The following is a 23,891-nucleotide window of genomic DNA, read 5'->3' as shown; positions in this document are numbered from 1 at the left end:
AAGAGCCGCCGCGCGATGTCGCAATGCAATGGTTACAATGGCGTCATTGCCTCACGCAATGATGGCGAAGAACGATGACCCCGACCGAGCTGCCCGACCTCAAGCTGCTGCAACTGTTCGACCTGCTCTACGACACGCGCAACGTCACGCGCGTGGCGGAGCAACTCGAACAGAGCCAGCCCACCATCAGCATCTGGCTCGCGCGGCTGCGCGAGCATCTGCACGATCCGCTCTTTATCCGCACGCCGGGCGGCATGGCGCCCACGCCGCAAGCCGATGCGCTGATCGGCCCGTGCCGCGAAATTCTCGAATCGCTGCGGCGCTTCGCGGCCTGGGAGATCGCCTTCGATCCGGCCACGGCGCAGCGGCGCTTTCGCATCTGCATGACCGACGCGAGCCATGTGACGCTGTTGCCGCGCCTGCTCGCCCATGTGCGCGCGCAGGCGCCCGGCGTGCGGCTCGAGGCCGCGCGTATCGACGGCAATACGGAACGCGCGCTCGAATCGGGCGAGGCCGATCTCGCGATCGGCTACGTGCCGTGGCTGAGCGGCGGCATCTATCAGCAGCAGCTTTACGCGCAGGACTGGGTGTGTCTCGCGAACCGGCATCATCCGCGCATACGCAAGCGCTTGAGCCTCAAGGCGTACCGCAGCGAAGGGCACGTGGCGATTACCGCGGGAACCGGCACGGCGCTGCTCGAACAGGCGCTCCTGCGCGAGCGGATCGAGCGGCGCATCGCGCTCGAATTGCCCGGCTTTCTGGGGCTCGGCGCGATCGTGCAGACCACCGACCTGATCACGACGCTGCCGCGCCATATCGGCGAAACCCTGGCGCAAGCCAGCGACCTCGCCGTGCATGCGTGCCCGCTGCCGGTGGACGGTTTCGCGGTGAAACAGCATTGGCACGCGCGCTATCACCACGAGGCGGGCAACCGCTGGCTGCGCTCGGTGGTGGCGCGGTTGTTCGGGGCTTCGGCGGGCGGCGCGTAGGGCCCACGCGCAGGCCGAAGTCCGCGCCAACGTTCAGGCCATGATCGTGCAACGCCTCGCCAGCGCGAGCCCTCCTCGGGCTCACTCCGCGCCCGTGACCTCGAACAAACGCTGCATTTCGGCGTACGGCAACGGCTGCTCGGCGAGCGTCCCGGAGCGGCCGTTCGCGAGAAAGTCCTGCGCCATCGCCTTGACCCGGCCGAGCACGACCTGCGTGATCCCGCTGCCCGCGCTCAACCGGCGCACGCCGAGCTGCCCAAGCGTGGCGGCATCGGCGAGACCCGGCAGCGCCATGACGTTCAGCGGCAGCCGCGTGGCCGCCACGATCGTTTCGATATCCGAAGGATTCATCAGCGCGGGCACGAACACGCCGTCGGCTCCCGCCTGCGCATACACGTTGCCGCGCGCGATCGCCTCCTGCGGCTGCCGCGCCGGCTCCACGAGACTCGCGAGAAAGACGTCGGTGCGCGCGTTGACGAAGAGATCCGCGCCCGCTTTCGCCACGGCGTTCTTGATCGCCTCGATCTTCGCGGCGAGCAGCGAGGCTTCGTCGGGGCCGTCTTCGATATTGATCCCGGCGATGCCGAGGTCCACGAGCCGCATCACGTGCTCCGCGACCTGCTTCGGGTCGTCGGCATAACCGTTTTCGACATCGACGGAAAGCGGCACCTTCAGCACGCGCGCGATGCGCCGCACCGAAGCGACAACCTCCTCCACGGGCAGCACGCGGCCGTCGGGATAGCCCAGCGCCCACGCGAACCCCGCGCTGGTGGTGGCGATGGCGGGCGCGCCCTGCGCCTCGATCAGACGCGCGCTGCCCGCGTCCCAGGCGTTCGGCAAACGGAGCGGCGTGGCGTTGTGGTGCAACTGGCGAAATGCGCTCGCCGATGCGTTGACGTTGGACATGACGGTTTCCTCGTAACTGGAACGAATGATGAAAGGGAGCATGCGAAGCGATGGCGCCATTCAGGCCGCTAGCGCGCTTTTGCCGCTTCGTGCAAACGCAGCGATGCGGCGCGTCGCGAGTTGCGACACCATGATCGCGATCACGACGGGTATGGCGGAGAGATACCCCAGGTTGTGACTGCCGACGACAGGAATCATCGCCGCGCCGAGCGTGCCGGCAATCGAGACGCCCACGTAGGTCGCCGAGGTATTCAAGCCGACCAGCACGGCGGTCATCGGCGGATTGAGACTCGCGAGACGGAACTGCTGCGGCACCAGCACGCCCCACGCACACGCGCCCCAGAGGGTTACCGCGAGTGCCGCGCTCCAGAGGTGCGCGCTCGTGAGCGGCAAGGTCACGAGCACGAGCGCCACGAGGCTCAGCTTGATGATCACGACCTTGTGCGAACCGATGCGGTCCAGCACCCGGCCCGTCAGCAGGTTCGAGAACGTGCCCGCCAGACCCCACAACACCAGCAGGCCGCCCAGCACCAGCGCGTTGTGCCCCGTCGCGCGGTCGAACACCACGGAGAAGTAGCTGAAGATGATGAAGGTGCCGACCTGCGCGAGCACCGTGGTCGCGAGCGTGAGCCCCACGCGCGAATCCGTGAGCGGCGAGAGGCGCTGGCGCAGCGAGATCGCGGGCGGCAGCGGCACGTGCGGCATGAACGCGAGAATGCCCGCGAACGCGGCCGCACCGAGCGCGGCGACCAGCACGAGCGTCCAGTGCCAGCCCGCCAGACCGCCGATCACGGCGCCGATGGGCGAGCCGAGCGCGGTGGCGGTGGTGAGCCCCGCCACGATGATGGAAAGCGCGTAGCCGCGGCGTTCGGGCGCGACGAGTGCCGCGGCGGTGCCGCTGGCCGTGGGCGAGAACATCGCGGCGCCGAGGCCCGCCAGCGCGCGCGTGGCGAGTGCGATAGCCAGATTCGGCGCGACCAGGGTGCCGAGATTGGCGAGCACGAACAGGCCAATGCCGCTCAGCAGGAGACGTTTGCGTTCGACATTGGCGGCGAGCGCGGCGAGCGTCGGGCCGAGCAGCGCATAGCTCAGCGCATACACGCTGATCAGCTGACCGGCCGCGCCGATGCCGACGTGAAACGAGTGCGCGATTTCCGGCAGGATGCCCGCGAACACGAAACTGTCCGTGCCCAGCGCGAACATGCCGAGAGAGAGTGAGAGAAGGCGGCGATCCATGTCGGCGGCTCCAGAAAAATGGCAATGAACGAGTTGAGTTGCGTGACGAAACTATAGAAGCGCCGCCGGCCTCGCACTACCGGGCGGAACCGGGAAGCTGTTCCCCGGAAACCGGCGAGGTCTGCGCGACCTGCTGCTGCGGCGCCGCCCAGCCGCCGCCGAGCGCGCGGAAGGTCCGCACGGCGGCCCGGGCCGCGTCGGCGCGCGTGGCGTCGAGCGCGTCGCGCGCGTCGAGCTGTTGCCGGTCGGCGTCGAGCACGTCGGTCAGCGTGATCGAACCCGCGCGATACGCCTTCTCCGAGAGCTCGCGCGCCTTCGTCAACGCCGCCACTTCCTGCTGGAGTTCCTGGGCGCGCAGCTCCGTTTGCGAGAGCGCCATGAACGCGTCCTCCACGTCTTCGGTGGCCTTGAGCGCCGCCTCGCGGTATTGCGCCAGCGCTTCGGCATAGGACCCGCGCGCGTTCTTGACCTCGGCATCCACCTTGCCGAAATCGAACAGACGCCATTGCAGCGCGCCGGTCCCGACCGGCTGGAACGATTTCGCGCTCAGGAAGTGACTGCCGCTGATACTGTCGAAGCCCAGCGCGCCCGCGAGCGAAATCTTCGGGTAGTAGTCGGCGATGGCCACGCCGATCGCTTCGTTGGACGCCGCGAGATGCCGCTCCGCCGCGATGATGTCGGGGCGGCGCCGCAGCACGTCGAGCGGTTGATCGCCGCTGCCGATGGCGGGCACCGCGGGAATCGCGCCCGCGTGCGCGCCGAGTTCGGCCGCGTAGGTGCCGGGCTGCGCGCCCATCAGCACGTCGAGCCGGTTCAGTTGCGCTTCGAGCGCCACGCGCAGATCCGGCTGGCTCGCGCGCGCATGGCGCAGCAGCGCCTCGGCTTGCGCGACCTCGCGCTCGTCGGCCGCGCCCGCCTGCTTGCGCGCCTGCACGAGTTGCAGCAGATGCGCGTCGGTTTCGACCTGGTCCGCGGTCACGGCCAGTTGCGCCTGCAAGCCGCGAATCTGCAGGTAGGCGTCGGCGGCATCGGCGGCCACCGTGACGCGCGTGCCCATCTGCGCGGCCTCGGCGGCCTGTTCTTCGTCGGTGGCCTGCGCGTGCGCACGGCGCAAGCCGCCCGCGAGGTCGATCTCCCAACTCGCCGAAGCGCCCGCCACGTAGTCCTTCTGATCGCGGCTGTAGTTGGGAAACGCGCTCGCGAGCGTGCCGAGCGGACTCTGCTGGCTCTGATGCTCCGCCGTGTACGACGCATTGGCGTCGACCGTGGGCAGCAACTGCGCGCCCGCCGCTTGCGCCGCCGCCCGCGATTGCGTCACGCGGGCGATTGCCGCCTGAATGCCCAGGTTCTGATCGAGCGCGCGCTGCACCACCTTGACCAGCTCGGGATCGTCGAAGCCGGTCCACCAGTTGTCCAGGCTCGGCGCCGGCAGCGCGGTTTGCCGCTCGGCCACGCGCTGCGCGTTGTGGAACGACGTCATCGGCATGGCGGGCTTTTCGTAGTTCGGCCCCACGGCGCACGCCGCAAGAAAGGCGCTCACGAACAGGCCACCCGCGACGGCCTTCGCGGTTCTGGCGAGAAAGGCATTCATTTCGCTTCTCCACTGCTGAGTTTGCGGGGCAACGCGGGCGCGTCCTTGAGGCCGAGCTTGCGCACGAAGGCGTAGAGCGCCGGCGTGAACGCGAGCCCGAAGAGCGTCACGCCGAGCATGCCGAAGAACACCGTGGTGCCGAGCGACTGCCGCATTTCCGAGCCCGCGCCGCTGGCGATGGCGAGCGGCGCCACGCCCGCGATGAAGGCAAACGACGTCATCAGGATCGGGCGCAGCCGCACGTGCGCCGCATGCGTGGCCGCGTCCTCGGCGCTCACGCCGTCTTCCTCCTGACGTTGCTTCGCGAATTCGACGATCAGAATGGCGTTCTTCGCAGCCAGCCCCACGAGCACCACGAACCCGATCTGCGCGAGGATGTCGATCGGCATGCCGCGCAGGTTCAGGCCAATGGCCGCCGCGAGCAGACACATCGGCACGATCAGCACGATGGCGAGCGGCGTCTTCCAGCTTTCGTACTGCGCGGCGAGCACGAGGAACACGAACAGCGCGGACGCCGCGAAGATCACGAGCGGCGACATGGTCTGCCCCTTCTGCTGATGCGCGAGGTCGGTCCATTCGTACGCAATGCCGTTCGGCAGCACCTGCGCGGCAAGCTGCTCCATATGCGCGATGGCTTCGCCCGAGGAGTAGCCGGGACCGGCCGCGCCCATGATCTCGGCGGCGGGGTACATGTTGTAGCGCGGCACGCGATACGGCTGCGTGGTGTTCTCGAACGTCGCCACGCTGCTGATCGGCACCATGTCGCCCGTGGCGTTGCGCACCTTGAGGCGGCCAATATCTTCCGGCGTGCGGCGGAACGCTTCGTCGCCCTGCACGCGCACCTGGTAGGTGCGGCCCATGAAGTTGAAGTCGTTCACGTACTGCGAGCCGAGATACAGCTCCATGGTCGAAAACACGTCGGTGGGCGTGAGGCCGATCTTCTCCGCCTTGAGGCGATCCACGTCGGCATAGACCGAGGGCGCGCCCGCGTTGTACAGCGTGAAGACGCCGCCGAACACCTTGTCCTTGTTGGCCGCCGCCACGAGCGTGTGGGCCGCGTCGGCGAGCGCCTGCGGACCGAGTCCGGCGCGGTCTTCGAGCATCAGCTTGAAACCGCCCGCCGCGCCCAGGCCCTGCACGGGCGGCGGATTCACCACCACGACCACGGCGTCCTTGACCGTGGCCACGCGCTTGCGCAGTTCGACCAGCATCGACGCCGCATTCACGCCCGGCACGTGCTTGCCGTACAGCGAAGGCAAGCCGTAGAACAGCGTGCCCACGTTCGGCGCGATGGTGCCCGTCGTCACGTCGAAACCGGCCACGGGCGAGGTGTGCGTCACGCCTTGCATACCCGGCGTGGTGAGCACGATGTCGTTGATTTCGCGAATCACCTTGTCGGTGCGCTCGAGGCTCGCGCCCGGCGGCAGGAACGCGATCACGGCTTGATAACCGATGTCCTGATCGGGGATGAAGCCCGTGGGCATTCTCGACATCTGCACGCCCGTGGCGGCGATCAAACCGGCGTAGACGACCAGCATCACGGTCGTGGCGCGCACCGCGCGGCCCGTCATCTTGCCGTAGCGCGAGGAGAGCCAGTCGAACGAGGTGTTGAAGCGGCCGAACACGGCGTCGTGCAGGCGGCCGAGCGCGGTCGCACCGCCGTGGGCCTTATCGGCGGAATGCGGCTTGAGCAGCACCGCGCACAGCGCCGGGCTCAGCGTGAGCGAGACGAAGCACGAGATGACCGTGGACGCCGCGATCGTGATCGCGAATTGCTTGAAGAACAGACCCGAGATGCCTGACATCAACGCGGTGGGCCCGAACACGGCGCACAGCGTGAGCGCGATGGCGATGATGGCCGTCGACACTTCGTCCATCGTGCGATGCGCAGCCTCGCGCGGCGACATGCCAAGCGCCATGTTGCGCTCGACGTTCTCGACCACCACGATCGCGTCGTCCACCACGATCCCCACCGCGAGCACGAGCCCGAACAACGAGAGATTGTTGATCGACGCGCCGAACAACGAGAGGATCGTGAAGGTGCCCACCAGCGACACGGGAATCGCCACCACCGGAATGAGGGTTGCGCGCCAGTTCTGCAGGAACAGATACACCACGCCCACAACGAGCAGCACCGCGATGAAGATGGTCTTGGCCACCTCGTGGATCGACTGCGAAACGAAGGTGGTGGGGTCGTAGATCTTGATGTAGTCGACGCCGGACGGAAAACTCTTCTTCAGCTCGGCCATCTTGTCCCACACCTCATGCTCGACCTTCACCACGTTCGCGTCGGGCGTGGCGATCACGAACCACGGCGTGGACGCGTAGCGGTCGGCGTACGCCTTCGAGCCGTAGTCCACCGAGCCCAGTTCCACGCGGCCAATGTCGCGAATGCGCGTGACCCGCCCTTGCGCGTCCGACTTCACCACCACGTCGCCGAACTGCTCGGGCGTGGAAAGACGGCCCAGCGCATCCACGTTGATCTGATACGCGCCCGTGCCGTTGTGCGAGACCGGCGGCTGATTGAGCACGCCCGCCGAGACGGCGGCGTTCTGCGCGCGCAACGCGGCGAGAATCTCGCTCGCGCTGATGCGGTACGACGCCGCCTTGTCCGGATCGATCCAGATGCGCATGGCGTACTGCCGCTCGCCGAACAATTGAAAGTCCGACACGCCCGGCAAGCGCGCGATCTGGTCGCGCACCTTGAGCATGTAATTCGACAGATATTCAGGGCTGCGCGAGCCGTCGGGCGAATACACGTGCACGCCGAGCAGCAGCGCCTGGATGGTCTTTTTCACCTGCACGCCCTGCGCCTGCACTTCCACGGGCAGGCGCGAGAGCGTGTCTTCCACGCGGCTGCGCGTGAGCAGCAGCGCCGCGTTCGGGTCGGTGCCCACCTTGAAGATGACCGTGATCGTCAACTGGCCATTGCTGGTGGACTGGCTCGAAATGTAGTCCATGTTTTCGACGCCGTTGACCGACTGCTCGATGGGCGTGGCGACCGTGCGCGCGATGGTGTCCGCCGAGGCGCCCGGATACGACGTCGTGATCTGGATGGTCGTGGGCACGATGTTCGGATACTGCGCCACGGGCAACGACAGCATGGTCGCGAGACCGACGAGCACCGCGAAAATATTCAGCACGGCGGCAAAGCGCGGATGCTCGATAAAGAAGTGCGTGAGTTTCATGACTTCGCTCCTGCGTCGCCTTGTGCCGGCGAGAACGGGATAACGCCGGCGTGCGGGGCAATCTTCGCGCCGGGATGCACAGCCGGAATGCCGTCGATCACGATGCGATCGCTCGGCGCCAGCCCGGACTTGATGACGCGCAGACCGCCGCGCAGATCGCCCACCTCCACCTTGCGCGGGGTGACGACGTCGTCTTGCCCGACCACGTACACCATGTGATCGGTCTGATCCTCGAGCACGGCTGCGTCGGGGACGAGCAAGGCGGGTTGCGGCGCGGTCGTGGCGAGCCGGATGCGCGCGAAACCGCCGGGCGTCAGCGCGAGATCGGCGTTCGGGATCGTGGCGCGCGCGTGAATCGTGCCGCTCGAACGGTCCAGGGTGTTGTCGATGAAATTGAGCGTGCCGCTGCGCGAGAAGCCGCTGTCGCCGGTGGGCGAGACGGCCACCGCGTCCGCGAGCGGTCCACCGCGGTTGTCGCGCGAACGTTGAAACGCCGCGTAGTCGTTTTCGCTGATGTCGAAGTCGAGATAGATCGGGTCGAGCGACACGAGCGTGGCGAGCAGCGTGGTCGGGCCGCTGCCCGCGCGGCTGCCCGAGACCAGATTGCCGGTGGAAACGAGATGCGTACCGATCCGGCCGGTGAACGGCGCCACGATCCGGCAGCGATCCAGGTCGAAGCGCGCGTCGCGCACCAGCGCATTGGCGCTGTCGACGGCGGCTTGCGCCGCGCGTTGCTCGGCCACCTTCTGATCGACGTTCTCGACCGTGCCCGCTTCGGAGCGTTGCAGTTCCTGGGCCCGCGAGAGTTCGCGCGTGGCGAGCGCGAGGCGCGCATTGGCCGCTTCGAGCGCGGCCGTCGCCTCGCTCAGTTTGATCTGATACGGCTCGGGATCGATCTCGAACAGCAGATCGCCCTTGTGCACGACATCGCCGTCCTTGAAGTGGATCTGCGTGAGCGTGCCGCCCACTTGCGCGCGCAATTCCACGCGATTCACGGGCGAGAACTGGCCGAGAAAGCCGAGCCGTCCTTCAATATTGCGTTGCAACGGCGTGCTCACGGCCACCGAGGGCGGCGGCGGCGTGACCACGGCCGTCGCGCCCGAACGGTGCAGATGAAACGCGGTTGCCGCCACGGCGACCACGACCACGGCGGCCACGCCTTTGCCGACCCAGCGAACGGGTCGAGGCGGAACGGGACGCTCGGCGGTCGGCACTTCGAGCGCGACTTCTTCGGCTGGAGTATTCATCGCATTCCTAACGATAGGGACAGGCGATCCGTGAGCAGATAAGTCGCGGCTCGCCCGTGGGGTGATCCTGCTTTGCCGCCGACGATGCCGGCGGCGCGCTAAACCTGGAGAGGGCAGCGGACCGGTAAGACCACGCCGGGACCACCGCCGCTTGAGTTTCGTGACGCAACTATAGGGAACACAGTTGCGTCACGCTACGGGACGAAACCGGGAAGCTGCTCCCCACAAACCGGTTAAGTTGCATGATGAAACTTGCGCTAAGATGCGCTTCATCATGTACAGAAAACGCTTCGATGGAATGGATTGCTCGATCGCTCGCGCCCTCGACGAGGTTGGCGAGTGGTGGACGCTGCTGATCGTCCGCGAATGTACGCAGGGCAGCCGGCGCTTCGACGAGTTCCAGAGCGGACTCGGCATCGCCCGCAATATCCTCACGGCCCGGCTCGAACGCTTGATCGAGCTGGAAATACTCGAGCGCTTCCCGATCGCGGAACGCGCGAACACGTTTGGTTACCGGCTGACGGAAAAAGGCGTGGATCTCTACCCGGTGCTGGTCGCGCTCATGCAATGGGGCGACAAGTGGCTCGCGCCGAACGGCAAGCCGCATATCCAGCTCGTGGACCACGCGAGCGGCCAGCCCGTGCAGACGGTGGAGGTGCGCGCCACGAACGGCCAGCCGCTCACATATCAGGACGTGCGTTTCGCGGCCGGTCCCGGCGCGACGAAAAAAACGCGCAGCGTGATCGAGAATCGCAACGAGCGCGTGCTCGGCGAGTTGGACGGGTTGGAGGGGTCGGGCGAGTCAGTCGACTCGGGCCACGAATCGTGAAGATCGGCGCAAACGGCTAGGACCGCTTGCGCTTGCCGAACCGCGCAAGCGATTCGCGCAGCCGGGGCGCCGCGAAGTCGATGAAATGGCGCAGTTTGACGGCCATGAGGTTGCGCGAGACATGCACGAGATGAACGGGCACGGGCTCGATCTCGAACTGCGGCAGCAGAATCTCGAGCTGGCCGCCGCGTACCGCTTCGTCGGCGTCGTGCTCGAACACGAAGGTGATGCCCGCGTTGTCCACGGCGGCGCTCACGGCGGCGTCGGGCGCGGTGACCTCGAGCCGCGGCTTCACTTCGAGCAGATAGGTTTTCTTCGTCGCGGGCAGCCGGAAGCGCCACGGCGAAAGATACGGGCTGTTGAACACCACGCACGGATACTTCACGAGGTCGTCGGGTTCGCGCGGCGGCGCGCGGTCGGCGAGAAAAGCCGGGCTCGCGCACACGACGGGCCGCAATGCGCCGATGCGCGTGGCGATCAGATTGCTGTCGGGCAACTCGCCGATACGCACCGCGAGATCCGCATGCGCGTCGGTCAGGTCGACGTTGCGATCGGACAGCAGCAGCCGCACGGTAATGTCCGGATACTGCGCGAGAAACTGGTTGATGATGGGCAGGACATGCAGGCGCCCCAGTTGCACGGGCGCGGTCACGACCAGTTCGCCGCGTGCGGTGGCGAATTCGCCGGTGGCTTCGTGCTCCTGATCACGCACGAGGTCGAGAATGCGCCGCGCCGCCGCGACATAGGCCATGCCGGTATCGGTCAAAGTCAGCTTGCGCGTGGTGCGGATCAGCAGGCGCGTGCCGAGCAGCGCTTCGAGGTCGGCGACCTTGCGCGTGAGCGTGCTGACCGGTGTTTTCAGTTGCCGCGCGGCGGCCGAAAGGCTGCCGCCATCCACGGCGGTCACCAGCATTTCCATGGCTTCGAGTCGGTCCACGCGTTCGCTCACGGGGAATCAAGGTCGACCTATTGTAGGGGAAACGGGCGGCCGCCACGTGCCCCACTTCTTTTCACGGAGATCAACGATGTATGCACAAGCCATGGCGCAATGCGTGCAGGCCGTTCGCACGCTGGAGACGTATCTCGACAAGGCCGAGCGCTTTGCGAACACGAAACAGTTCGACGTGGGCGTGCTGCTGACGACGCGCCTCGCGCCCGACATGGCCGGCCTGCTCTATCAGATACAGAGCGCGTGCGACTATCTGAAGGGCGGCGCGGCGTGGCTCTCCGGACAAGAGCCGCCGCGCCACGAAGACAACGAGCAGACGCTCGCCGAGGCACGGGCGCGCATCCGCAAGACCCTTGCGTTCGCCGAAAGCGTAACGGCCGACCACTACGCCAATGCCGCCAGCCGGATCGTGAAGGTATCGTGGGTGCCGGGCAAACTGCGCGGCGAAACCTACCTGCTGCAGATCGTGATTCCGAACATCTACTTCCACGTGTCGATGGCGTACGCGATCTTGCGCGCGAATGGCGTCGACCTCACGAAGCGCGACTTCATCGGCCCGGTGGATTCGTTCGATGTGTGAGCGGCAGCCTTGGTGTGCATGTGCACCGCTCGCGTTCGGGCAGGGCTGTGGCCCGTGGTGCAGCGGGCCAGGCCGCGCTCCTCGCCCCGATTGTGCCAACGATCCAGCGATGAACCGCGCGGCTAACGCAGCGCGATGGGCGCCGCTTCGGCGTTGAGCGCGGCTTCGAACAGCGGCTTGCCCGGACCCGCGAGCCAGGCGTCGAAGCTCAGCAGCGGTCCGAAGGCTCGCCCCAGCGCCGCGATATCCGCGTTGCCCGCGAGCCGGCCATTGTCGAACAGATCGGCCAGGCGGCCGAGAAACGCGTTCTCCCGCAACAGGCTCTCGGGAAAGCGGGAGTAGGCGATAGGCTGGCCCGCCGCGCGGCTCAGGCTCGCCTGCAAACTCGCCCCCGTGACGCTGTCCCCGGCGATCTCGATCGTCTGGCCCGCGTAGCGCTCCACGTTGCCGAAAATCGCCGCGACGATGCGCCCAATGTCCTGCGCCGCGATGATCTGGCCGCGCTGTTCCGGCCGCAAAAACGACGTGAACCTGCCCTGGTCGAGGCCCATGCCCGGCAGCATCAGCAATTCCATGAATCCGGCGGGCCGCACGATCGTGTAGCGTATGCCGATCTCGCGAATATGCGCCTCGATCTCCGCTTTGCTGTCGAAGTGGCCCATGCCGGTTGGTTCGGCGCCCGCGGCGTTCACCGAGGTATAGACGAGATGTTTTACACCGGCGGCCTTCGCCAGATCGGCGACGGTTTTGCCGTAGCGGATCTCGTCGGCGTCGGACACGTTGTAGGCGGCGCCTTGCCCCGAACTCGGCTGCACGCTGAAGACGCCATCAACGCCACGCATGGCCGCCTGCAACGCGTCGGCGTTCGAGAAGTCGCCCTCTACCACGTCCACGGCGCGAGCCGCGAGCCGCGAGCGCCTGCGCCTTCGCGCTCTTTGCGTCGCGCACGAGCGCCCGCACGGGCCAGCCTTTCGCGAGCAACGCCGCCGCGACCGCGCCGCCTTGCTGTCCCGTTGCGCCGAACACCAGCACGCGTTGCACGCCGTGATTCGCGCCCTCATCCACCTTGTTTTCACGCTGATCGACCATGATGACACTCCGTCAAGTTGAGTGTTTCCCATGGTATAGAATTTATACCTGAATACAATCAGGCACTTGAAGACAACCAGGTATCACGGAGTATCCCGTCATGGCAACGCAGGATCAGGAAGCGCTCGAACTCAATCGCCTCGTGCTCGAAGAGATCACGAGCAAATGGTCGTTGCTGGTGCTCGGGCACCTTTGCGCGGGCCCGATGCGCTTCAACGCGTTGCGCCGCGCCAACGACGGCATCACACAACGCGCCTTGACGCAATGTTTGCGGCGGCTCGAAGCGAGCGGCTTCGTCAAGCGCTCCGTGGTGAGCACGGCGCCGGTTGCCGTGATGTACGAGATCTCGCTGCTGGGCCGCTCGCTGGAGCCGCATCTGCGTGCGCTGCTGCAATGGGTGGACGCGCACCGCGACGACATCAAGGCCGCGCAGCAGGCGTTCGCCGCACAAGGCCCAGGCGACGATCGCTAACCCGCGCGCGCTATCGCACCTATCGCACCCGGGCGCCCTCGCGCAACGCATTAGCCACCACCACGAACGCCGGCGTGGGTTGCCGGCGGCTCGGGTAGTACAGATGAAAGCCCGCAAACGACGGGCACCAGTCGGGCAACACGCGCACCAGTTCGCCGCTTTCGAGGTGCGGCAACACGCGCTGCTCGGTCACGTAGGCTAGACCGGCGCCCGCCAGCGCGGCCTTCACGGCCATGGTCGCGCTATTGAAGATGAGTTGTCCTTCCACGCGCACGTTCAACTCGCGCCCCGCTTTCCTGAACTCCCACGCATAGAGTCCACCGGCTGTTGGCAGCCGGATATTGATGCAGTTGTGCGCCGTGAGGTCGCGCGGCGTTTTCGGTTTCGGGTGCCTCGTGAAATAGCCCGGCGTGCCCACGACGGCCATGCGCACGTCGGGGCTGATGCGCACGGCCACCATGTCTCCGGCGACCTGCTCGCCGAGCCGCACGCCCGCATCGAGCCGTTGCTCGACGATGTCCGTGAGCCCGTTGTCGATGACGATTTCGATCGCGATGTCCGGATAGCCGGGCAGCAGTTTCTCGATCACCGGCCACAGCACCATTTCCGCCGAATGATCGCCCGCGGCAATGCGCACCGTGCCCGACGGCTTGTCCCGCAGCGCCGTGAGCGCATTCAGTTCGGCCTCGATCTCGTCGAGACGGGGACCGACCGACTGGATCAGCCGCTCGCCCGCCTCGGTGGGCGCCAGATTGCGCGTGGTGCGAGTGAGCAGACGCAGCCCGAGCCGCGCCTCCAGATTGCGTACGGTCTGACTGAGCGCGGACTGCGACACGCCGAGCTTCGCGGCCGCGCGCGTGAAGCTGCCTTCCCGCGCGACCGCGAGAAAGGCGGAAATATCGGAGAGATCGGAGCGCGCCATTGATAAGCCTCACTTATAACTTCATGCGGATTCTAGCGCTTTATCGCTTGACGCCGGATTGCTACATTGAACGCCTCAAGACACGCTCGCAAGGACCATCATGCAGATCACCCGATGCGGTTCGCAATCGTCCGTGGCCGGACCCGCCGACTACTTCACCGGCACGGTGCGCATCGACGCGCCCTTCGCCGGCACCGGGCCGGCCCGGACCGGCGGCGCCACCGTCACCTTCGAGCCGGGCGCGCGCACGGCGTGGCACACGCATCCGTTCGGCCAGACGCTGCTGGTCACGGCCGGCCGCGGCTGGGTACAGCGCGACGGCGGCGCGGTGGAAGACATTCGCGCGGGCGACATCGTCTGGATCGCACCCGGCGAAAAGCACTGGCACGGCGCCACCGCCACCACCGCGATGACGCATATCGCCATCGCCGAACAACTCGACGGCAGTCCGGTCACGTGGATGGAACCCGTTTCGGACGCGCACTATCACGCGGGCGCAACCGCACGCTAAGGAGCGAACATGCAAAAACGGATGCTGGGGAATAGCGGCCTGGAAGTCTCGGCAATGGGACTGGGCTGCATGGGATTGAGCTACGGCTACGGGCCGGCCACGAACAAAGCCGACGCGATCGCGCTGATCCGCGCCGCGTTCGAGCAGGGCGTGACCTTCTTCGATACCGCCGAAGCCTATGCGCAAGGCGAAAACGAAACGCTGCTCGGCGAGGCGCTCGCGCCCTTTCGCGACCAGGTCGTGATCGCGACCAAGTTCGGCTTCGAAGGCGGCGACGTCCAGCAGGGCGTGAACAGCAAGCCGGACAACATTCGCGCGGTCACCGAGGCGGCGCTCAAACGCCTGCGCACGGATCGCATCGATTTGCTGTATCAGCATCGCGTCGATCCCGAGGTGCCGATGGAAGACGTCGCGGGCGCGGTCAAGACGTTGATCGAGCAGGGCAAGGTCAAGCACTTCGGCCTGTCGGAAGCGGGCGTCGAGTCGATTCGCCGCGCGCATGCCGTGCAGCCCGTTGCCGCGTTGCAGAGCGAATATTCGCTGTGGTGGCGCGAGCCGGAACACGCGATCCTGCCGCTGCTCGCAGAACTCGGCATTGGCTTCGTGCCGTTCAGCCCGCTTGGCAAGGGCTTTTTGACGGGCGCGATCGACGCCAGCACCGGCTTCGATCAAACGGACTTCCGCAATATCGTGCCGCGCTTCTCCGAGGAAAATCGCAAGGCGAATCAGGCGCTCGTGGACGTGCTCAAGCAGATCGCCGCGAGCCTGAACGCAACGCCCGCGCAAATCGCGCTCGCGTGGCTGCTCGCGCAGAAGCCGTGGATCGCACCGATTCCAGGCACGACGAAATTGCCGCGGTTGACGGAGAATATCGGCGGCGCCGCCATTGCGCTTTCGGCGGAAAATCTGCGTGATATCGAGGCGCGGCTTGCGCCCATCGCCGTGCAGGGCGAGCGCTATCCGGCGCATTTGCAGGCGCGCGTGGGGAAGTGAGGCGCGTGGGGAGGAAACTCATCCCCCCTTCCCCCGCCCCGCCCGCTTCCGCCCGCCAGCCGGCTTGCCAATATCCACCGGCACGAATGGCGCCTCGAAATGCTTCACCAGAAAGTCGATGAACGCGCGAGCGCGAATGGATTCGTTGCGTTGCCCCGGGTAATACACGAAGAGATCCGCGGAAGGCAGCACCACCTCCGGCAGCACGAGGCTGAGCCTGCCGCTCTGAATGTATTTGGCGAGATCCCATTCCGAGCGAATCAGAATGCCATGGCCATCCAGCGCCCAACGCAGCACGATATCGCCGTCGTTGCTCGCGAGCGAGCCGTTCACCTTCAGCGCCTCCAGATGATCTTCCTGCATGAAACGCCACACGCCGAACGCATCGTCGTTTTGCGTGTGGATGATGCAGCGGTGATCGACCAGATCCTCCTTGCGCCGCGGCATGCCGTGCCGCTCCAGGTACTTCGGCGAGGCGCAAAGGAAGCGGCGGTTGCTCATCAGCCGACGCGCGCGCAAGCGCTGATCCGGTAACTCGCCGAAGCGGATTGCCATGTCGAACGCGCCTTCGACCAGATCGACGGGGCGGTCCGTCACGACGAACTGGATATCGACATGCGGATAGCGCTTGGCGAATTCCGATACCAGCGGCGCGATCGTGGTGCGCCCGAAACCGAGCGTCGCGTTGATGCGCAAGCGCCCGTGCGGGTCGGCGGGCGAGCCCGCGATCGCGTCTTCCATTTCGCGCACCTGTTCGAGGATCTGCGAGGCGTAGCGCGCGAATGTCTCGCCTTCGGGCGTCAGGCTCACGCTGCGGGTGGTGCGGTTGACGAGCCGCGTACGGAAACGCGCTTCGAGTATGCCCAGCCGTTTGGTGGCCGCGGGCGGCGTGATGCCCATTGACCGCGCCGCGCCGGAAAGGCTCTTGAGCTTCGCCAGTTGCACGAAGAACTCGAAGTCGGAAGTGGCATCGGTTCTCATACCGTTCTCACTTTTGGTAAAAAATGAAATGAATCGAGGTGAAGTATAGGCGGTTCTTCCAGGGCTATGCTACGGGCCATTGCAGCCATCAACCGCGCTGTGAAACGTCCAGCCATCGCGCCAGTCCAGGAGACCGCACCATGAGAATCGTTGAGATTCGCGAGAAGACCGTTCCGATCAGTTCCCCGATCCGCAACGCCTATATCGACTTCAGCAAGATGACGTTGAGCCTCGTCGCCGTGATCACCGACGTGATCCGCGACGGCAAACCCGTGGTCGGCTACGGTTTCAATTCGAACGGCCGTTATGGCCAGGGCAAGCTCATGCGCGAGCGTTTCATTCCGCGCCTGCTCGAAGCCGACCCCGCCACGCTCGTCGACGAGGCCGGCGACAACCTCGATCCGCACAAGATCTGGGCGACGATGTTCACCAACGAAAAGCCCGGCGGTCACGGCGAGCGCTCGGTCGCCATCGGCACGATCGACATGGCCGTGTGGGACGCGGTGGCGAAGATCGCGGGCAAGCCGCTCTTCCAGCTGCTCGCCGACCGCTACGGCAACGGCCAGCCCGACCGCAAGATTTTCGTCTACGCGGCGGGCGGCTATTACTACCCGGGCCAGGATCACGAAAAGCTCAAGGACGAAATGCGCAGCTATCTCGACCGCGGCTACACGGTCGTGAAGAAGAAGATCGGCGGCGCGTCGCTCGACGAGGATCTGCGCCGTATCGACTCGATCCTGAGCGTGCTCGGCGACGGCCAGAAACTCGCGGTCGATGCCAATGGCCGCTTCGATCTGGATACCGCGATCCAGTACGCGAAGGCGCTCTCGCAATACGACCTGTTCTGGTACGAGGAACCGGGCGATCCGCTCGATTACGAACTGCAGGCCACGCTGCGCAACTATTACGACAATCCGATGGCGACCGGCGAGGATCTGTTCTCGATGCAGGACGCGCGCAACCTGATCCGTTACGGCGGCATGCGCCCGGACCGCGACTGGCTGCAATTCGATTGCGCGCTGAGCTACGGTCTCGTCGAATATCTGCGCACGCTCGAGATGCTGCGCCAGCATGGCTGGTCGCCGAGCCGCTGCATTCCGCACGGCGGCCACCAGATGTCGCTGAACATCGCGGCGGGCCTCGGCCTCGGCGGCAACGAGTCCTATCCGGATCTGTTCCAGCCGTACGGCGGCTTCCCCGACGGCGTGAAGGTCGACAACGGCTACATCACCCTGCCGGATTTGCCGGGCATCGGCTTCGAGGGCAAGGCCGATCTCTACGCGGAAATGCAGAAGCTCTCGGCGTAAGGCCGCTCGCGGGCGCCGGCCATTTTTGGCCGACGCCCGCGTTCGCCACGCACAAGGCGCGACGACGGCAACACAGCCGCGACCGGAAACATAATCGCCGCATGCACGGCGATTGGCGGTCGCACGAACTCATCTGGATGGCGCCATGCTCAGGAGACAGACATGCGGCCCCCGAAACTCAGAAAATATCTTTCGAAGCTCTACGTCCAGGTACTGATCGGCATCGTGGCCGGCATTGCCGTCGGTCACTTCTACCCCGACATAGGCGCCGACCTCAAACCGCTGGGCGATCTCTTCATCAAGCTGATTCGCATGGCGCTCGCGCCGATCATCTTCGCATCGGTTGTCGTGGGCATTGCGCGCATGAACGATCTGCACGAAGCGGGCCGCGTGGGCGTGAAAGCGCTGCTCTACTTCGAGGCGGCATCCACCGTCGCGCTGCTGATCGGCATGGTCGTGGTCGATACGATCAAGCCCGGCAGCGGCATGAATATCGATCCCGCGCATATCGACAGTTCGGCCATCGCCAGCTACGCCCACGCCGCGCACGATCACACCACGCTCGGCTTCCTCATGAGCATCGTGCCGAACAGCATTGTGGGCGCGTTCGCGAACGGCGAGATCCTGCCGATCATCTTCTTCTCCGTGCTGTTCGCCATCGCGCTCGCCAAGCTCGGCCCGCGCACCGCGCCGCTCGTCGACATGCTCGACATGTTTCTGCAAGGCATGTTCGGCATCGTGCGCATCGTCATGTACGTCGCGCCCATTGGCGCGTTCGGCGGCATGGCCTTCACCATCGCGAAGTACGGTCTCGGCACGCTCGCATCGTTCGGCGAGTTGATGCTGTGCCTTTACGCGACGTCGATCCTGTTCGTCGCGGTCGGGCTCGGTCTCGTGATGCGCGTGTGCGGCTTCTCGCTGTGGAAGTATCTGCGCTATATCCGCGACGAAATCCTGATCACGTTCGGTACGGCGTCGACCGAAGCGGTGCTGCCGCAAATGCTCGTGAAGATGGAGCATCTCGGCTGCTCGCGTCCGGTGGTGGGCATGGTGCTGCCGACCGGCTACACGTTCAATGCGGACGGCACGGCGATCTATCTCACCATGGCCGCCCTGTTCGTGGCCCAGGCGATGAACATTCATCTCACGCTGCTCGATCAGTTCGTGGTGCTCGGCGTGCTGCTGCTGACCTCGAAGGGCTCGGCCGGCGTGGCGGGCGCGGGCTTCGTCGCGCTCGCCGCGACCCTCGCGTCCATGCACAAGATACCGGTCTCGGGGCTCGTGCTGCTGCTAGGCGTGGACCGCTTCCTGAACGAAGCGCGCGCCGTGACCAACCTGATCGGCAATGGCGTGGCGACGATCGTGGTCGCGCGCTGGGAAGGCGCGCTGGATGTCGATCGTGCGCGCGCGATCCTCAATCGCGACCCCGACTTCGACGCGGGCGATGCCGATACGGCGCATGCCGCGCCGGAGTCGACCGGTTTTGGGTTGTCGGTGGGCGACCCGGTGGCGGGCACCGGCCGGCGCTAAGACCACACAAATGCGGGGAGCGCACGGCATCAAGGCATTGCTCACTCCCCGCTCGCCCGAACCACCGGCAGATCGCGGAAATAATCCCGTAGCGCCTGCACCGCCGCCCGCACCTTGGCGGGCTGGCCTTCCTTGCGCGGCGTCACGAGCGTCACGGGCAGCGGCGCAAACGCCCACTTGGGCAGCACGTGGACCAGCCTGCGGCTCTTGAGTTGCGCCAGCACCTCGACATACGACACGCGCGCGATTCCCATGCCTTCCTCGCAAAGTTGCTGAACGGCCGGTTGCGACGTACTCATCGCGCGCACGTTCACGCGTACCGTCTGCTTCACCCGCTTTTCCGTACGCTTTTCCGGGCGTTTTTCCGGGCGTTTTTCCGCCCGACTCTCCGTGTAGAGCGTCACCGGAATCGCAGGCGCCGCGCCGTCCGCGGCATCCAGCGAGCGCGCGGCCTCGACCTCGCGCTCCAGCGCGATCCAGTGATGCCCGCTCAACGCCTGGGGCGTACCGGGCGTGCCATGACGCTCCAGATAAGCCGGTGACGCGCACAGGATGGTGTCGAGCTCGCACAGCTTCTGGGCCGTCCAGCCGGAGTCCGCCAGCTTGCCGATGCGAATGGCGAGATCCACGCGCGCATCGATCAGATCGACCATGTCGTCGCTCACCATGAGACGCAAGCGCAGTTGCGGCCAGGTGGACAACACCAGCGAGAGCGCGGGCGCGATCAGCGGCCCGAGACCGAGCGGCGCGGCAATCCGCAGCTCGCCGCTGGGCGCGTCCCGCGCCTGCGAGAGCGAATCGCTGGCCGCTTTCCACGACGACATCAGCCGCTCGCAATGCGCGTAGCACTGCTTGCCGTCTTCGGTGAGCGCGAGCTTGCGCGTCGAGCGATGCAGCAGGGTGACGCCGGCCTGCCGCTCCAGCGCCTTGATGGTCTGGCTCACCGCGGAGGGCGTCATGCCGAGCCGCGCAGCGGCGGCGCTCATTGAGCCGCTGGCGACCGTTTCCGCGAACACCACCAGCTGGCGCAGATCGCCCATTTTGAAGTCGGACTTAAAAGAGTTAGTAGCTTTCACGGTATTTTAAAGTGACGACCCGGCCGGTAGCATACCTCCGTATCTACCCACCGCGTGCCCATGCAGCACCGCCTCATGAGCACGCACCCAGGAGGTTTCATGAAAGTTGCGTTGATTGGCGCGTCGGGGTTCGTTGGCAAGCACGTGTTGCGCGAACTGCTCGCGCGCGGGCACGAGGTCACGGCCATCGCCCGCAAGAGCGGCAGCCTCGCGCCGCAGGAAGGTTTGACCGTGGTTAGCGGCGACGCGTATTCGCAAGCGTCGATCGCGAGCGCCGTGCAAGGTCACGACGCCGTCGTGTCGTCATTCAATCCCGGCTGGAACGATCCCGAACTGTTCGACAACTTCCTGCGCGGCAACGACGCGATCGTGCGCGGCGTGGAAGCGAGCGGCGTGAAGCGCTATGTGGTGATCGGCGGCGCGGGCAGCCTGTTCGTCGCGCCCGGCGTGCAACTCGTGGATACCGAGGGCTTCATCGCGCACGTGCCGCCGAATATCGTCCCCGGCGCGAAGGCCGCGCGCGACGCGCTGACCGACTTGCGCGGCAACACCGTGCTGGACTGGACGTTCGTGAGCCCGCCCGCCTTCCTGGAAGAAGGCGAGCGCACCGGCACGTATCGGCTTGGCAACGAGGATCTGCTGATGGATGGCGACAAGCCCGCCGGCATAGCGGTGGCGGATCTCGCCGTGGCGATTGTCGATGAACTCGAAACGCCGCGTCACATCAAGGCGCGTTTCACGGCCGCGCGCAACGTCTAACGCCGTGTCGCGCCTGGCGCGGCCACCGCAAAAAAAACGTTGCAAAAGGCCCGCGTTACGCAGCGCCTCGCACGGCCCAGGCGTGAGCGCGCGAGCCTGAAGCCGCTTCGAGAGCGCCGGTCAAGCCGCCTGAAATGCCGCCACTTCGTTCACGGCATCGACGGCTTCGATCGGGTCGATTATCGGCTCGATCACTTCCTCGTGCGTGACTTCGGCAAAGGCCTGCACCGCCGCGCGCGCCGCGGCCTTGCGCGTCTTGCCCGCGCGTGACGGCGGCTGGCACGCACCGCACACCACACCCTTCTGCAAGTCGTGCTTGTGCGCGACGAACTTGCCCGTGCAGCGGCAACACGGCGTGAGTTGCAGCATCTCGGCTTCGAAGAAACGCACCAGGGTCCACGCACGCGTCAGGTCGAGCACGGGCTCGGCGTCCGTGCGCGTGCAATGCTCCAGATAGAGCTTGTAGCCTTTCGTGAGCGCGTCGAGATGCGAGCAGCTCGCCTCCTTTCGCAAGAACAGATACGTGTTGAAGAACAGCGAGGCATGGATGTTCGGCAGCCACGGCATATACCAGTCGGCGGAAAACGGCAGCATGCCTTTGGGCGGCGAGACGCCGCGCAACTCGCGATACAAACGGATGAGGCGGTCGCGCGAAATCGACAATTCGCTCTCGAGCACCTGCATGCGCGCGCCGAGTTCGATCAGCGCGATGGCGCGAAAGACTTCCTGAGCGTCTTCCGTGACGCTCTTTCGGGTCATTGTGTTCATGACGGAACGGGCTTAGACGAGAAGTTCGACGGGATGACCGGCCATGAGAATGGCGGCATGGGCGGAGCCGACCTCAACGTGCTTCGCGGGCTGCGTGAGCGCCGAGAGCAGCATCTGGTCGTTGAAGCGGAACGCGCATAACAAGTGATCCGACGACGCGAGCTTGATGACCTGCGCGAGCGACAGGCCCATCAGCAGGTCGGCGACCTCGCCGGATAAACCGAGCCGGAACATGCCGATCGCCCGGTCTTCGCGCAGCATGCGCTGCGCCAGCACGAGATAAGACAGATTGACTTCGCGAATGCTTTCCTGAATGTCGAGCGTGTTCATGGTTGTTAGCCTCGATCGCTGAACCTTAGCGACTACGCTAAACGCCTGGCTCCCTTCATCAACCAACTTCGCCGGCAAACTCCGCAATGATGCGTTCCCAAAAAGGCCGACGAACCGGGCGCTTGGTAGATGTTTGCAATTCCCAGATTAGTCCGGCACCTGGGGTGGGTCAATATTCATACGAATAAATTTAATCAATCGACAACAGTTCTCGGTGATAAAGCCGTTATCGGAAATTGTTCTACGGCACGATATAAACGCTTTCGTTTTGACATTCGCGCCCTTAAAGAGCGCGTAGCGCGAATGCCGGCGCAGAGCGTGTTCGCACATTTGAAGCCCGCTTCGCACGCGGCGGCAAAGACGGCTCGCGGGGCCGCTACGATGACGGATCGACGATCTTCGGAGACCCGTCAACCATGGTGCGCATAGGCTCGAACGACGCGATTCACGAGAGCGGCAATCACCACACCGGCGAGCCCGCCGGCGGCAACCGGCCCAATGCCGGTACGCCCACGCGGCCGCCCGAGCATCACGCGCTAGGCGGCCTCGCTCGTATGCGCGCGCCCTCGCCGTCGCGCAGCGGGTCGACGAAACGCACCGGCTCGCCCGTCGACGAATCCGGCGCCGACACGCCGAACAAGCGCCCCCGTTTCAACGCGATTCTGCCCGAGCGCGCCGAAGCCAAATCGCCTGCTTCGGAATCCGAATGGCATCATTCGATGGCGATGGCGTCGAGCAACGTGCAGACGTCGCCGGTCGCGGCCACGAGTGCGGTCTCGGCCGCGGCGGGGGTCAAGCCGCTGGGCGGCAAGGTGCTCGACGCGCCCGGCCTTGCCCTGCATACGGGCGTGCCTCAAGGCGCGCAGGTGGGCAAGATGGAAGCCCGTATCAAGGAAACGCTGCGAGCCGAGCACGGCGAGGTCGAGGTGTTCGGCTATCACGTGACGACGCAAGAGAACGCCAACGCCATCCGGCAGCACGGTTTTTCCGCCGAGGCCAACCAGGGCAAAGGCGGCGGTATCGGCGGCAAGAATTTTCACGGCGCCGGGCTCTACACGTCGAGCGAACCGACCGACGGTTATGCGCAAGCCGACAAAACCAACGTCATGTTCGCCGTGGTTCATCCCGCGAAAGCGGAGTTGAAACCCGGCAAGGTTCACACGCACAACGCGTGGGAAGCGCCCGTTTCCGCGCCGGGCCATCAGGGCGACTACATCGCAGGCACCGACACCGGCGAATCCGAGCGCAAGATTCATCCCGAAGCCATTGCCAAATTCGGCCTCGTTGAAGTGGCGCACATTCCCCCTTCCATGCCGGACCACCTGCTCAAGATGCGTGCGAACATGGCGGCCGCACCCACGTCCGGGCCGCCGAAACACGTGACGCCCGAACTGGCGGACTGGGTTCGCAACAAGACCGCGGGTACCCCCGAACTGGCGGCGATCAAGGCCGAACCCGATCGCGAGCAGAAGGTCGATCTCATCTACCATCACGCCGGGCAGCTGGCTGCCCAGGCGCGTGACCCCAACATCACGCAGCGGCTCGTGACGATGGCGCTCAAGCAGGACCATCTGCCGCCGGAATAAGTGGTGTCGCGACCCAGCAAAAGCGGCGAACCGAAAACCGGTCCGCCGCTTT

At 65.7% G+C, this 23,891-nt stretch carries 23 protein-coding genes; 10 read left to right on the top strand and 13 right to left on the bottom strand.

What is annotated here, in order from left to right:
* The first annotated feature begins 74 nt into the window (after positions 1–74).
* Complete coding sequence (locus tag FAZ98_RS25770) at positions 75–989, top strand: LysR family transcriptional regulator (protein WP_158955354.1); 915 nt, start codon at positions 75–77, stop codon at positions 987–989.
* A gap of 81 nt (positions 990–1,070) precedes the next feature.
* On the opposite strand, the gene FAZ98_RS25765 is transcribed toward FAZ98_RS25770, so the two are convergent.
* The 5 genes from FAZ98_RS25765 to FAZ98_RS25745 form a co-directional block, all read right to left on the bottom strand.
* Positions 1,071–1,895, bottom strand: a complete 825-nt coding sequence (locus tag FAZ98_RS25765; protein ID WP_158955352.1) for an isocitrate lyase/PEP mutase family protein — start codon at positions 1,893–1,895, stop codon at positions 1,071–1,073.
* A gap of 60 nt (positions 1,896–1,955) precedes the next feature.
* Positions 1,956–3,131, bottom strand: a complete 1,176-nt coding sequence (locus FAZ98_RS25760; RefSeq protein ID WP_158955350.1) for an MFS transporter — start codon at positions 3,129–3,131, stop codon at positions 1,956–1,958.
* A 76-nt stretch (positions 3,132–3,207) separates the two neighbouring features.
* Positions 3,208–4,722 (bottom strand): efflux transporter outer membrane subunit, encoded by a 1,515-nt coding sequence (locus FAZ98_RS25755; protein ID WP_158955347.1) that lies wholly within the window; start codon positions 4,720–4,722, stop codon positions 3,208–3,210.
* Entirely contained in the window at positions 4,719–7,910 is a 3,192-nt protein-coding gene (locus FAZ98_RS25750) for an efflux RND transporter permease subunit (protein WP_158955345.1), read from the bottom strand. The genes FAZ98_RS25755 and FAZ98_RS25750 overlap by 4 nt, the downstream gene beginning before the upstream one ends.
* A complete protein-coding gene (locus FAZ98_RS25745) occupies positions 7,907–9,157 on the bottom strand; it encodes an efflux RND transporter periplasmic adaptor subunit (protein ID WP_158955343.1) in 1,251 nt (416 codons plus the stop codon). Before FAZ98_RS25745 ends, FAZ98_RS25750 begins: the two co-directional genes overlap by 4 nt.
* A gap of 262 nt (positions 9,158–9,419) precedes the next feature.
* On the opposite strand from FAZ98_RS25745, the gene FAZ98_RS25740 reads away from it, so the two are divergent.
* Positions 9,420–9,986, top strand: a complete 567-nt coding sequence (locus FAZ98_RS25740) for a winged helix-turn-helix transcriptional regulator (protein WP_407672122.1) — start codon at positions 9,420–9,422, stop codon at positions 9,984–9,986.
* Positions 9,987–10,002: 16 nt separating this feature from the next.
* Here the strand turns inward: FAZ98_RS25740 and FAZ98_RS25735 are convergent, their stop codons facing one another.
* The gene (locus FAZ98_RS25735; protein ID WP_233272843.1) at positions 10,003–10,935 is read right to left on the bottom strand and encodes a LysR family transcriptional regulator; all 933 of its coding nucleotides are present in this window, start codon (positions 10,933–10,935) and stop codon (positions 10,003–10,005) included.
* A gap of 76 nt (positions 10,936–11,011) precedes the next feature.
* On the opposite strand from FAZ98_RS25735, the gene FAZ98_RS25730 reads away from it, so the two are divergent.
* On the top strand, positions 11,012–11,515 hold the full coding sequence (locus FAZ98_RS25730; protein ID WP_158955341.1) for a DUF1993 domain-containing protein: 504 nt from the start codon (positions 11,012–11,014) through the stop codon (positions 11,513–11,515).
* A 122-nt stretch (positions 11,516–11,637) separates the two neighbouring features.
* Here FAZ98_RS25730 and FAZ98_RS25725 read toward each other — a convergent pair whose 3' ends face one another.
* Positions 11,638–12,408, bottom strand: coding sequence for an NmrA family NAD(P)-binding protein (locus FAZ98_RS25725; protein ID WP_199272414.1), 771 nt, complete (start codon positions 12,406–12,408; stop codon positions 11,638–11,640).
* On the bottom strand, positions 12,344–12,604 hold the full coding sequence (locus FAZ98_RS35985; RefSeq protein WP_199272413.1) for an NmrA family NAD(P)-binding protein: 261 nt from the start codon (positions 12,602–12,604) through the stop codon (positions 12,344–12,346). Before FAZ98_RS35985 ends, FAZ98_RS25725 begins: the two co-directional genes overlap by 65 nt.
* Positions 12,605–12,704: 100 nt before the next feature.
* Between FAZ98_RS35985 and FAZ98_RS25720 the strand changes: the two genes are divergently transcribed.
* Positions 12,705–13,076 (top strand): winged helix-turn-helix transcriptional regulator, encoded by a 372-nt coding sequence (locus tag FAZ98_RS25720; protein ID WP_158955339.1) that lies wholly within the window; start codon positions 12,705–12,707, stop codon positions 13,074–13,076.
* A 19-nt stretch (positions 13,077–13,095) separates the two neighbouring features.
* Here the strand turns inward: FAZ98_RS25720 and FAZ98_RS25715 are convergent, their stop codons facing one another.
* Entirely contained in the window at positions 13,096–13,998 is a 903-nt protein-coding gene (locus FAZ98_RS25715; protein WP_158955337.1) for a LysR family transcriptional regulator, read from the bottom strand.
* 100 nt (positions 13,999–14,098) lie between these two features.
* Between FAZ98_RS25715 and FAZ98_RS25710 the strand changes: the two genes are divergently transcribed.
* Complete coding sequence (locus FAZ98_RS25710; RefSeq protein ID WP_158955335.1) at positions 14,099–14,509, top strand: (R)-mandelonitrile lyase; 411 nt, start codon at positions 14,099–14,101, stop codon at positions 14,507–14,509.
* A 9-nt stretch (positions 14,510–14,518) separates the two neighbouring features.
* The gene (locus FAZ98_RS25705) at positions 14,519–15,502 is read left to right on the top strand and encodes an aldo/keto reductase (RefSeq protein ID WP_158955333.1); all 984 of its coding nucleotides are present in this window, start codon (positions 14,519–14,521) and stop codon (positions 15,500–15,502) included.
* An 18-nt stretch (positions 15,503–15,520) separates the two neighbouring features.
* Here the strand turns inward: FAZ98_RS25705 and FAZ98_RS25700 are convergent, their stop codons facing one another.
* Positions 15,521–16,483, bottom strand: a complete 963-nt coding sequence (locus FAZ98_RS25700; RefSeq protein WP_158955331.1) for a LysR family transcriptional regulator — start codon at positions 16,481–16,483, stop codon at positions 15,521–15,523.
* Positions 16,484–16,623: 140 nt separating this feature from the next.
* Between FAZ98_RS25700 and FAZ98_RS25695 the strand changes: the two genes are divergently transcribed.
* Together FAZ98_RS25695 and dctA are read left to right on the top strand one after the other, a co-directional pair.
* A complete protein-coding gene (locus FAZ98_RS25695) occupies positions 16,624–17,790 on the top strand; it encodes a mandelate racemase/muconate lactonizing enzyme family protein (protein WP_158955329.1) in 1,167 nt (388 codons plus the stop codon).
* 162 nt (positions 17,791–17,952) lie between these two features.
* Positions 17,953–19,320, top strand: a complete 1,368-nt coding sequence (gene dctA, locus FAZ98_RS25690) for a C4-dicarboxylate transporter DctA (protein ID WP_158955327.1) — start codon at positions 17,953–17,955, stop codon at positions 19,318–19,320.
* Between the two features lie 41 nt (positions 19,321–19,361).
* On the opposite strand, the gene FAZ98_RS25685 is transcribed toward dctA, so the two are convergent.
* Positions 19,362–20,360 carry a LysR family transcriptional regulator gene (locus tag FAZ98_RS25685; protein WP_158955325.1) on the bottom strand — a complete coding sequence of 333 codons (999 nt, stop codon included), beginning with the start codon at positions 20,358–20,360 and terminating at the stop codon, positions 19,362–19,364.
* A 135-nt stretch (positions 20,361–20,495) separates the two neighbouring features.
* On the opposite strand from FAZ98_RS25685, the gene FAZ98_RS25680 reads away from it, so the two are divergent.
* On the top strand, positions 20,496–21,155 hold the full coding sequence (locus FAZ98_RS25680; RefSeq protein WP_158955323.1) for an NAD(P)-dependent oxidoreductase: 660 nt from the start codon (positions 20,496–20,498) through the stop codon (positions 21,153–21,155).
* A gap of 120 nt (positions 21,156–21,275) precedes the next feature.
* Here FAZ98_RS25680 and flhC read toward each other — a convergent pair whose 3' ends face one another.
* Positions 21,276–21,914, bottom strand: a complete 639-nt coding sequence (gene flhC / locus FAZ98_RS25675) for a flagellar transcriptional regulator FlhC (RefSeq protein WP_158955321.1) — start codon at positions 21,912–21,914, stop codon at positions 21,276–21,278.
* A 21-nt stretch (positions 21,915–21,935) separates the two neighbouring features.
* Entirely contained in the window at positions 21,936–22,253 is a 318-nt protein-coding gene (flhD, locus tag FAZ98_RS25670; protein WP_158955319.1) for a flagellar transcriptional regulator FlhD, read from the bottom strand.
* A gap of 416 nt (positions 22,254–22,669) precedes the next feature.
* Here flhD and FAZ98_RS25665 point away from each other — a divergent pair, with 416 nt between their 5' ends.
* Positions 22,670–23,839: a hypothetical protein gene (locus FAZ98_RS25665; protein ID WP_158955317.1), complete on the top strand. Its 1,170-nt coding sequence runs from the start codon at positions 22,670–22,672 to the stop codon at positions 23,837–23,839.
* Positions 23,840–23,891: the final 52 nt, after the last annotated feature.

It is taken from the genome of Paraburkholderia acidisoli (genome assembly GCF_009789675.1).
GTDB lineage: Bacteria > Pseudomonadota > Gammaproteobacteria > Burkholderiales > Burkholderiaceae > Paraburkholderia > Paraburkholderia acidisoli.
The sequence above is the reverse complement of the archived record's forward strand: the minus strand, read 5'-3'. Positions and strand labels throughout refer to the sequence as shown.